The sequence below is a fragment of the Okeania sp. SIO3I5 genome (assembly GCF_010672085.1).
GTDB lineage: Bacteria > Cyanobacteriota > Cyanobacteriia > Cyanobacteriales > Microcoleaceae > Trichodesmium.
On sequence record NZ_JAAHHT010000110.1, the window covers coordinates 18510 to 28928 of the forward strand.

Genomic DNA, 10419 nt, shown 5'->3' on the forward strand with positions numbered 1-10419 from the left:
CGAATTAAGTCAAAAAGCAGTCTTAATAACCCTACACTAAAGCGTAAAACCACTACTGTATGTTTAATGGCTAACCCGCAGCGGTCTGGGGTTACTCTCAACAGTTGTTTCAGAGGTACAGTTGTTTTTCTTCTTGATCTATTCCTACAGAACCAGAATTACTACTCCCTACTCCCTATTCCCTGTCCTCTGTTCCTTTGATATCATGTCCGGTAGCATCGGTATTGTATAGCAAAGGTAGGGAACAGGGAACACTTAACTGGGAACACTTAACTGGCAAGAATACTTAAGGCCAATAAAAAAACTTAAATTTCCTGTGGATATTCACCCTAACTTTTACACTCTCCGATACCAGCGGACATGATATGATTCCTCGTAGGGGTTTGGTTGCTAAACTCCCTACAAAACTTGTATTTTTTGCCAATTAAACCCCCATTCCACCTGAATGTGAGATACTAAATTTATCTATAATTCCGGTGTTGCTGAAGCAAGGGATGAATCTTTTCAGAAAAGGTAAATCCCATCTTTTACTTCCTCTTTCTCTAAAAGAAAAATTCATCCGGCAAATATGCAACGCCATAATTCCTAATTACCAAGTTACTTTTTCGATGAAAATAATATTTTTTGGTACACCTCTATTTGCTGTTCCTACTTTGGAAAAATTATTAGCTCACCCAGAAATAGAAGTTCTAGCAGTTGTCACCCAACCTGATAAAAGACGCGGACGAGGCAATAAACTGATTCCATCTCCTGTTAAGTTAGTGGCAGTTGCTCAGAACATCCCAGTCTGGCAACCACGTCGAGTTAAAAAAAATGCTGAAACTCTCAAGTTATTACGGCAAGCACAAGCAGATGTGTTTGTAGTAGTTGCTTATGGGCAAATTTTGTCTGCTGAAATTTTAGATATGCCGAAGTTGGGTTGCGTGAATGTTCATGGTTCGATTTTGCCAAAGTATCGTGGTGCTGCTCCTATTCAGTGGTCTATTTATCATGGCGAGACAGAAACGGGCAATACTACGATGTTGATGGATGTGGGAATGGATACGGGTCCGATGTTATTGAAGAGTGTTACTCCTATTGGTTTGTTGGATAATGCTGTATCTATAGCGGAAATATTGGCAAAGGATGGAGCAGATTTATTACTGGAAACTTTGTGGAAGTTGGAGAACAGAGAAATTGAACCTATTCCTCAAGATGATTCTCTAGCAACTTACGCTCCACTGATTCAAAATTATGATTATGAAATTGATTGGTCGAGGAGTGCTTTGGATATTCATAACCAAGTCAGAGGATTTTTCCCTAATTGTTTCACCAGTTTTCGGGGTCAGTCTTTGAAAGTTATGGCAGCTGTACCGATAGGTGCTGAATATTGGTCGCAGTTACCACCAGAGTTGCAGAAGTTGGAGAAGGTTTGGTCTTCTGAGTCTGAAGTTTTTGGGAATGTGGGGGAAGTGGTGAAAGTAATTAAGGGTTTAGGAGTTGTTGTGCAAACTGGTGCTGGTTGGTTATTGTTGTGGCAGGTACAGTTGGCGGGCAAGAAAGCGGTTTCTGGTTGGGATTTTGCTAATGGTACTCGTTTGGCAGTGGGGGAAGTTATTGGGGAAGTAGGGGAGTTATAGCGCTACGCGCAAGTCAGAAGTCAGAAGTCAGAAGTTAAATTTTTGCTGGCGCGATCAAAAAAGTTTTTGTTTGTAGTAGGGCTTGAGCAACTTCTATAGTTATTGCTCAAGCCCTACTAAGAGTTTCTAATGGCTTTGTTGCATGAAAGTAGTAATAGAACATCCGTTCCGCTTTTCGCTGCGCGATATGTTTGCGGAGCATTCCGTCAGGAAAAGGCAAAGCAAGTGCGGCAGCTATATCACTCTCTTTACTATAAATTGATGTTTGATTTTAACTATTGTCCAATAGTTAAGGCGGGCTGATTAAACCTCAAAGCTTTTACAGGTAAAAGTTTTAGCCTTTTGATTTCCAAAATTGATGTTTGATTTTAACTATTGTCCAATAGTTAAGGCGGGCTGATTAAACTTCAAAGCTTTTACAAGTAAAAGTTTCAGCCTTTTGATTTCCAAAATTGATGTTTGATTTTAACTATTGTCCAATAGTTAAGGCGGGCTGATTAAACCTCAAAGCTTTTACAGGTAAAAGTTTCAGCCTTTTGATTTTCAAAGCGGAGGGAGTGCGGAATGTGGGTTTTATGCAACAAAGGCGTTTCTAATTCAGGACTTACGCAAAGACACTATATATAGCGTATAATAAATAGAGCGATCGCTTAAAAATAGAGAGCGATATAGCTGCCCCTAGCGAGTCCCAACGCCTGAACAAGAAAACGAGCAAAACTAATACAAAGATATGGTAATATAATTGGTTTTAGCTATATGTAAATGTAGTTAATTGTCAATAAATTTTGCCAAAATAGTCGCCCTTATTATAGAATAGTATTATTGCTGATTTGAGTTAACAACATGAATTTTAATTATCTTGATCCCATATCAGTATTTACTCAATTCTCATACAAATTATACTATCACAAACTTAGCAAATCACTTAGAAAATATTAGCCATGATACGATAAATCGTTATTTAAAAATAGAAAACTTTGGTAGCCAAGATGTATGGAAAAATGTTCAAGAAGAAATTGTAACTAACCCAGAAGGTTATTTAATTTTTGATGATACAGTTATCAATAAGGAATATGGTAATAAAATTGAGTTAGTTCGACGACAATACAGTGGTAATGAACACAAAGTAGTTCATGGTATTGGGATAGTAAATTGTATATATTTCAATCCACAAATTGAACAATTTTGGCTCATAGATTATCGAGTTTATGACCCAGATACTGACAAAAAAACATGAGTTAGATCATGTAGAAGAAATGATATTAAGTGTGGTACATAAGAAGAAATTACCATTTAAAACTGTATTAATGGATAGTTGGTACGCAACACAAAGATTAATGGCATTGGTAGATAACCTAGGAAAAATTTATTACTGTCCCTTAAAAATAAATCGTCTAGTAGATGACACTGGAGGTGTAGAGAAATATAAAAATATTGGAGAATTAAGTTGGAATGAATCAGAAAAAATATCAGGTAAAATAGTTAAAATAAAAGGTTTTCCGAGGGATAAAAAAGTTAAACTATTCTGGGCAACTGTTTCTTCCAACAGGACAGGATATATTGCAACTAATGACTTATATCAATCTTCAGTAGATGCTGTAGAATTTGAGTCTCAAACTAGATGGAAAATTGAAGAATTTCATAGAGAAATTGAACAATTAACAGGTATCGAATCCTGTCAATGTCGTCTCAGGCAAATTCAAAAAAATCATATAGCCTGTGCTATGTTAGTATGGAATTTTTTAAAAATATTAGCACTGAAAATAGGAAAAACTATTTATACAGTCAAATATGAATTACTTTCAAATTATCTGATTCAAGAACTAAAGAAGCCCACAATAAGATTCAGGGCGATTGGCTAATTAGCTAATAGGTGTTTTTGGCCATTGTTTTTTATGGTACTTGTCTGGAGGCGATCGCTTTGTGTTTTTAAGCGATCGCTCTATTTATCATACGCTATATATAGTGTCTTTGCGTAAGTCCTGTAATTATAACTACCCAAAATGTTAGTATTGTAGGGCATTTGATACTTTCCCCAGTTTCTCTGCTTTTTTATACCGATACTACCGGATTTGATATCAGGGGATTATTTGAAATAATTAGGGCTTGCTGATTAAATATAAAAGCATTGACAGGTAAAGATTATAGCATTTTTGAGTCATTAAAAAGTACCAGCTTTTATAGCTCTTGCCGCTAAAAAGCTAGTATTTTGGGATGATTATGGCAGAAAAATTGTCCCTCAATTTTTCCGACTATCTCCTCTAAAATTCCCATTTCTCCTGACTACTGACTACTGACTACTGACTACTAGAAACAGCAACAATACTTTTTCAGCAAACCCTAATTAGCGTTATATTATTGGAGTAAATTAGTCTTAAAAAGGGAAACTTGAAGTTGAGTAATATACTTGACTAATTTGTAAGTTACTAGAAATTTTGCTAATTCTCTTCACCAAAAAATTTAACTAATATTTTTTTGGTATGAACACAAAATTTCATCGACATTTTCTAGGGTGATTTTCTCCCTGTCTGCTAAAGTTTTAATTGTTTGAGTAATAGCTTGAATTTGGAAAGTTTCTAGATTCAGACCTAGTTGATAAGCGCGATGAGCAATACTATTTTTACCTGTTAGTTTGTGATTAATTAAAACTGACCTATTCAAATTAAAATCATTGGGATTTATTGGTTCATAAGTTTGAGAATTATTGAGAATTGCTTTAGTATGAACTCCAGCTTTATGATTAAAAGCAGCTTCCCCAACAATACAATGATCGAAAGGAATAGAAAGTCCTATTTTTTCTGCTACTAATTGATTTAATTGATGAAGATAAGATAGAGAATATTTTCGATTTAAAGTTTCTGGATCGAGGGTATAAAGACGAGCAATTAATCCAGCTAAAGGGGTAATACCATTACGTTCGCCAATACCTAAAACACTTGTATCAATATGAGTTGCTCCTGCTTCAAAAGCAGTAAAACTATTAGCAATTGCACAACCTGTATCATTATGAGCATGAAATTCTATATCTTCAGAAAAGCATTGTCTCATCTCTTGAATTAATTGATAAACTTGGTTGGGAGTTGCTATACCTACAGTATCAGCTATTCCAAAACGATGCACAATTCCTAGTTTATTAATTGCTAAATAAACTCGTAGTAAATCCGATCGGGAACTACGAAAAGAATCTTCTGTGGAAAAACGTAATTCTATTTGGGGATTTTGTTGATGAATAAAAGTAATAATTTCTGTGGCTATATCAATAATTTCATCTATACTTTTACCATGACCAAATTGACGTAAAAGTTTAGATGTAGCCATAAATAGATTAATACCATCTACACCTGTATCTAGGGCGATTTTTGCATCTTCAATATGGCAACGAATATGGGTGATTACTTTAGCTTGTAAACCTAACTGAGCTAAGTTTTTACAGTCTTGATAGGATTGAGGAGAAGCTGTTGGAGATGTTACTTCAATATATTCTACTCCAAATCTATCTAGTGCCCTAGCAATTTCAACTTTATCTCCTGTAGAAAAATTTGACTTAAAAAATTGTTCTCCCTCTCGGAGAGTAGAATCAACTATCGCTAGTTTACTTAATAACATTTTTTTAGTTTAGCTATTATTCCATCATTTTAGATAAACATATTATAGGGATAATTTTTGGTATGATTAATTACAGTTTATTTTTAATATAGGGCTAGGGAATAGGGAATAGGGAATAGGGAATAGTAAACTGTCAAAGGGTTTCAATATGTATAAATGTCCTAACCTTAATGCGTAGCGCTATAAAATGCTTAAATATTACAAAGAATTTAAGATATTTTAAGTTATTTGGGAATTAAGGAATATTTAATTAATGACAACCGATACCAGCAATTAAAAGCTTCGACAGCCATAAAAAAGCAATTTTTATACTCTTTCATGCTCAATTATCAATGATTAGGAGAGGCTTTAAAGCAAATGTATTAATTATCAATTATCCATTATTAATTATCCATTATTCATTGGTAAGGGTTTGGAGACCAAACCCCTACAGATTATTCAATTTTGTAATAATGCACTGATCGAATAATTATTGCTCTGCTGATTAAATCTAAAAGCATTAACTTTAATCATGGTTTTAGCCTTTTTGATCGTCATAAAGACATTTTTTTGAGCTATTTCATGCTGAAAAAGTTAGGATTTTGGGTTACATAAGGTAGAAAAATCACGAATTAAATTCTGACTCCTACCTCCTGTACGGACGTTTCGCTACGCGACATGAAACGCATTTTTGTTATGCAACGTCCCTACTCCATTTCTCCTGTCTCCTGTCTCCTGTCTCCTGTCTCCTGTCTCCTACCTTCACCCATAAGACTTTTTCAGCAAACCCTAATTAATTGTTAATTGCTGAACTATATCTAAGATATTTAATAAGTTTTTGAGCTATTTGTTGAGTTGTAAATTTGGTAGTGTCTAAAAGTAAAGTGCGCTGGGGAGCGATCGCTTGTAAAGCTATTTTTGTTGCCTGGGAATCGTAGTTTATACTTTCTTCAACGAGGATTTTGAGTTTTTGACTAACTTCCGTGTGTTGGTAGATTCCGGTTTTGATTCCAGTGAAAATTTCTTGTGCTTCAGTCAAGGTAAATAAATTAGAAGCTTCAGGTATATCTAAAGCAGAAAAACTTAGATTTTTTTTTCGGGAAACTATTGTATCTTCGACGGATTTTGTGATTTTATCGAAAGCATCATTTCGAGTCAAAAGTCGTTTTAAACGTACTAATAATGGAGCATCTAAAATCACAAATTTTGCATTTTTTAAAGTCTTAGCAGCATAAGTAACTTCATTTTTACCTCTTAAACCATCGAAAATTAGTGGATAATTAATTTGACCAAGATTAACTTGTAATTGAGTCAAAATATGACCCATACCACCAGAAAATTGTTTTTGATATTGACGAGTATATTTAAACCGCTCTAGACGACAAATTGTTTGAATATTTTTTCCATTTAGAGCTGCGATATAAGGAATAATTAATTCTGTTGTTAGAGTGCGTCGATTGGGAAGTAAAGTAAAATTTAATCCCGATTTAATTAATGTATTAATTATTGTAGTTTTACCGACTCCAGTTAAACCTACAATAATAATTAGGCTTTCATTTTTCATAGAAACCCAATCTTTTTCTGGAGGAACACCAATAGCAATTCCCGATTGTAGCTGTTTAAATTGTTGATTAGGTTTAGTTATAGTTTGCATCATTTTACTTAAACTTATTGAAAATTGAAATTTTTTAATTGAAGTGAGTATATCGTAAAGTAGGGAATAGGGAATAGGGAATAGGGAGTAGGGAGTAGGGAGTAGGGAGTAGGGAGTAGAAAGGAAGAAAAACTACTTTACTTCAGTAATTTGAAAAACGCTATTTTAGCTAAGAAAGAATTGGTTAAGCATAGACTGATGATGAATATTAAATAGCGAAAATGTTTTTCCAACTGTTCCCTATTCCCTATTCCCTGTTCCCTGTTATTGATAAATATTAAAATTAAATGAAATGACCAAGAGAAAATAAACTTCAGTATTTCAAACCTCCGGGTTTCCTAGGTCATGCTGCGCAAATAGCCAGAAGTACTAGACATCTCCAGAAAATAAACTTGCTCTTTATTTACCATAAAGTAGAGTTGTAAAATTTCCTTATAAAATCATTTTCTGTACATTTTTACTGAAAAAATCTTCCCTTTTCCCTGTTCCCTGTTCCCTACTTTTACAAAAAGTCTACATATTTTTCCGAGATGTCTACTGATAACTGATAACTGATAACTGATAACTGAAATGAGCCATCATATTTTGAAAGCTAACTGTAAAACTGTTCATTTAGGAGGATTCTCAAATCAATTAGAACCAGCATTAATAATTAATTCGGGCGATAGTGTCGATGTAGAAACTTATACGGGTTATTATCTTTATGAGCGATCGCCTGAAGATTTTTTAACTCCTGAATTTCTGGAAATTTGTCATAATTTACCAGCAGAAAGAAAAGTCGGTCCTGGTCCTCATTTATTAACCGGACCAGTATATATTAATGATGCTCAACCGGGAGATGTACTAGAAATTATCCTGGAAAATATTTACCCTAGTTTACCCATGGGATTTAATTCTATTCGTCCGGGATGGGGAGCATTACCCGAAGAATTTACCGAACCAAAACTAAATTTTATTCCACTAAATTTAGAGAAAAAATTTGCAGAATTTCCTCCTAAAAGCGGGATAAAAATTCCTCTTCAACCATTCTTTGGAATTTTGGGAGTTGCCACAGAAAATACTCAACGTTCTTCTATTCCTCCTGGTAGTTATGGAGGTAATATTGACTGTCGAGAATTGCAGATTGGTTCGCGAATATTTTTACCTGTTTTTGTGCCGGGCGGTTTATTTTCTATTGGGGATGGTCATTCTGCGCAGGGTGATGGAGAGATAAATGTAACGGCTATTGAAACTTCAATGAATGGTACTATTAAAATTAATCTGAGGCGAGATTTACAAATAAATTTTCCTATGGCAGAAACTGCTACTGATATTATTTCTTTTGGGTTTGGCAAGACTTTAGATTCTGCTTTTGAATTAGCTTTAAAACAAATGATTAGTTGGTTAGAAAAATTTGTTGGGTTGAGTCGTGAAGATGCTTATATTTTGTGTTCTCTTGCTGTGAATTTTCATATTACTCAAGTTGTGAATAATCCTCAAAAAGGAGTACATGGAATATTGGCAAAGTCTATTATTGACGGAGTAGGGAGTAGGAGAAGTTTGGGGAGTGTGGGGAGAAACTACAATTAGTTTGACAGCAAATTTCGGAGAAATGATGTACAGGGTCAATGATGAAAATATTGTATGTAGTGCGGGCATTTTGCCCCCTTCGGGGTGTACCTAATAACAACGGAAACTGCTGTATGATTTAATTGTTGGTTTTGGTTTGATTAAATAGAAAAATATAACCCAATATGTAGTACCGTTGCGTAAGTCCTGACAGTAATTCCTTCCCGCATCAAACTTTTCCTGATTTTTTCCATGATACTTTTATCTGCTTCAGCAAAAGCTACGAAAACTTGAGTCATTAAATTATTAGCATTTTTCTCACTTTCACAGATAAATTCACAATGTAAATCTGTGGGAAAACAAGGCGGTTGTTTGTCTACAAACTTAAATTTTAACCACTTTTCTGCTTGTAGACCTTTTTTTCCAATTAACAAATCAGGAATTTTTTTTTGATTTTTATCCTATTCTCAGCCTTTCAGTAATACCAATTCCCAAAAATAATCCTATGCTTCATCAAGACTTCAGTTATTAACTAATTAGAGACTGAATGTATCAGGAAATATAAAAAGGAGATAGGGAATAAGGAATAGGGAATAGGTATGGGGGTCCGAAGAAATCAAGACAAGTATTGAAGAGTTAAAAGAAAGGGAACATATATACTTTTCCACCTAATCAATCTACCAAATTTCAATCTCTTGAAGTACCTTTTACTTTGAGATTTTAGTCACTCAACAACTCTCTTCAAACTTATTTTACAAACAGTTTCTAAGAATGATTAAATGATTGGATAATTTTTAGTAGTCAGTAGTTAATAGTCAGTAGTTAAAACAGTTTTTTGCCTGACTATTAATCTGATTCTGATACAAATTTTGGTAGTGGTGTACAAGTAGTGATATCCTCAAAAAAGTGAAATTTTCAATGGAATATGATTTCTTTGAAACTAAGAATTTAAGCTACTTTACTGTTCCCTGTTCCCTGTTCCCTGTTCCCTTTTTCCACAATAAATCACTACATCTACAGGACTACCCAAATTTTATACCTGATTTTACTAATACCAGTTAATACAGAAATAAATTCCCAAAATTATCATTAACTGGAAAATATTTTTAGTAGTCAGTAGTTAAAACAGTTTTTTGCCTAACTATTAATCTGATTCTGATACAAATTTTATACCTAATTTTACCAATACCAGATTTAATTCTAGTTCAATTAGCTTTTATCGGTCATCAAAAACAATAGCTGATAATCGATCGCTGACGGATGAATACTTACAAATATTGAATATAAAAAAGATAAAAATGATAGGGATAGCAATCTTCAATTCTCATTAAAAACACTACAATAAAAATGTTTGCCTCACCTCAGTAATAGTATCTTTAAAAATTCCCTTTACTTCCTACTCTCTATGTATATATTTCTGAATTGGGAAAGGTTGTATAGATTTTTAAATTAGACCTCTCCGGAAAAGAGGGAATAGGGAATAGGGAATAGGGAATAGGGAAAAAGAATTGATTATTTCTGTACGATAATTTATTTTATTTTGAATTATCGGAGATGTCTATTAGTCTTACTATTGTTCATTTTGAGTATTTTAGGAATTTAGCGATCGCTGAAAACTTTTATCATTTATTTTACTCAATAATCATCAAATATAAAAATTATTTTTTTTTAATTTTAAAAAATTTAACTTGCGCTATAATATCTACAAGAAAAAACTTTTTTGATTAAGGAGTAAAAAAATGGATAATCATAATCATTCTCATTGTTGTAGTTGTCACGATGAAGAAAATCATAATCAGACTAATCAGACTAATCCACCTAAACAAGATTTCAATTTAAAACAAGAAATTTTACCTTTACTTCCCGTCGCAATTATCTATATATTAGGTTTAATTTTCTATCAACAATTACAAAATACTGTTTATGGAATAGGAAAATATATAGTGTTTATTCCCATATATATATATAGTGGATGGACTGTACTTTCTAGTGCGGGAAAAAACATTTTGAAAG

5 protein-coding genes and 2 pseudogenes are annotated in these 10419 nt (G+C 33.5%); 4 read left to right on the forward strand and 3 right to left on the reverse strand.

Annotation, left to right across the window (positions count from 1 at the left end; translation table 11 throughout):
- Nucleotides 1-608 precede the first annotated feature (608 nt).
- Both fmt and F6K40_RS22475 read left to right on the forward strand, forming a co-directional pair.
- Nucleotides 609-1619, forward strand: a complete 1011-nt coding sequence (gene fmt / locus F6K40_RS22470) for a methionyl-tRNA formyltransferase (protein WP_293139333.1) — start codon at nt 609-611, stop codon at nt 1617-1619.
- Nucleotides 1620-2466: 847 nt separating this feature from the next.
- A pseudogene (locus tag F6K40_RS22475) lies at nt 2467-3481 on the forward strand (IS701 family transposase).
- Between the two features lie 598 nt (nt 3482-4079).
- On the opposite strand, the gene lysS reads toward F6K40_RS22475, so the two are convergent.
- Complete coding sequence (gene lysS, locus F6K40_RS22480; protein ID WP_293139328.1) at nt 4080-5225, reverse strand: homocitrate synthase; 1146 nt, start codon at nt 5223-5225, stop codon at nt 4080-4082.
- 772 nt (nt 5226-5997) lie between these two features.
- The gene (locus tag F6K40_RS22485; protein ID WP_293139329.1) at nt 5998-6861 is read right to left on the reverse strand and encodes an AAA family ATPase; all 864 of its coding nucleotides are present in this window, start codon (nt 6859-6861) and stop codon (nt 5998-6000) included.
- Between the two features lie 567 nt (nt 6862-7428).
- On the opposite strand from F6K40_RS22485, the gene F6K40_RS22490 reads away from it, so the two are divergent.
- The gene (locus tag F6K40_RS22490; RefSeq protein ID WP_293139330.1) at nt 7429-8427 is read left to right on the forward strand and encodes an acetamidase/formamidase family protein; all 999 of its coding nucleotides are present in this window, start codon (nt 7429-7431) and stop codon (nt 8425-8427) included.
- Nucleotides 8428-8567: 140 nt separating this feature from the next.
- Here the strand turns inward: F6K40_RS22490 and F6K40_RS22495 are convergent, their stop codons facing one another.
- Nucleotides 8568-8840, reverse strand: coding sequence for a TIR domain-containing protein (locus tag F6K40_RS22495; protein WP_293139331.1), 273 nt, complete (start codon nt 8838-8840; stop codon nt 8568-8570).
- Nucleotides 8841-10145: 1305 nt separating this feature from the next.
- On the opposite strand from F6K40_RS22495, the pseudogene F6K40_RS22500 reads away from it, so the two are divergent.
- Nucleotides 10146-10419, forward strand: a pseudogene (locus F6K40_RS22500) (heavy metal translocating P-type ATPase); the annotation flags it as partial.